The following is a 421-nucleotide window of genomic DNA, read 5'->3' on the forward strand; positions in this document are numbered from 1 at the left end:
GTTTTTACCGTCTTCACTTCCCCACCTTCATACATAATATTAGTATGATAAATTTCTTCTTCTTTGTAATTACTAATATCCGCCTTTTCTTTTTCATTTTTAATATTTGTAGCTATTTCCTCCGTTGTTTCTCCAAATAATTTTTTCTCAATCGTATTATAAATCCCCTCTGTTGTTTGATAGATTGTTTTACTATGAGTACCGTCTTCTTTTCCCTCAAAAATCCCATATATGCTTCTCTCTTTCACATACGCATACCCATCATCACTCGCAGACATAACAGCCTTCATATCCCCTTCATCCAACGCCTTTACTAGTCTCTCATGCTCTATCTTCGTCTCCCCAAAATCACATCCACTTAATAAATTTGCTGCTATTGACATGACTATCATCATCTTAACTTTTTTCTTTAACTTCATAC

1 protein-coding gene is annotated in these 421 nt (G+C 34.2%); it reads right to left on the reverse strand.

The window, feature by feature from the left end; genetic code table 11:
• A partial coding sequence (locus AC1DJR_RS33660; protein WP_477004639.1) for a DUF3952 domain-containing protein occupies positions 1–419 on the reverse strand: 419 nt, incomplete at its 3' end.
• Between the last annotated feature and the right edge of the window lie 2 nt (positions 420–421).

The organism is Bacillus sp. 05T31, assembly GCF_056396725.1.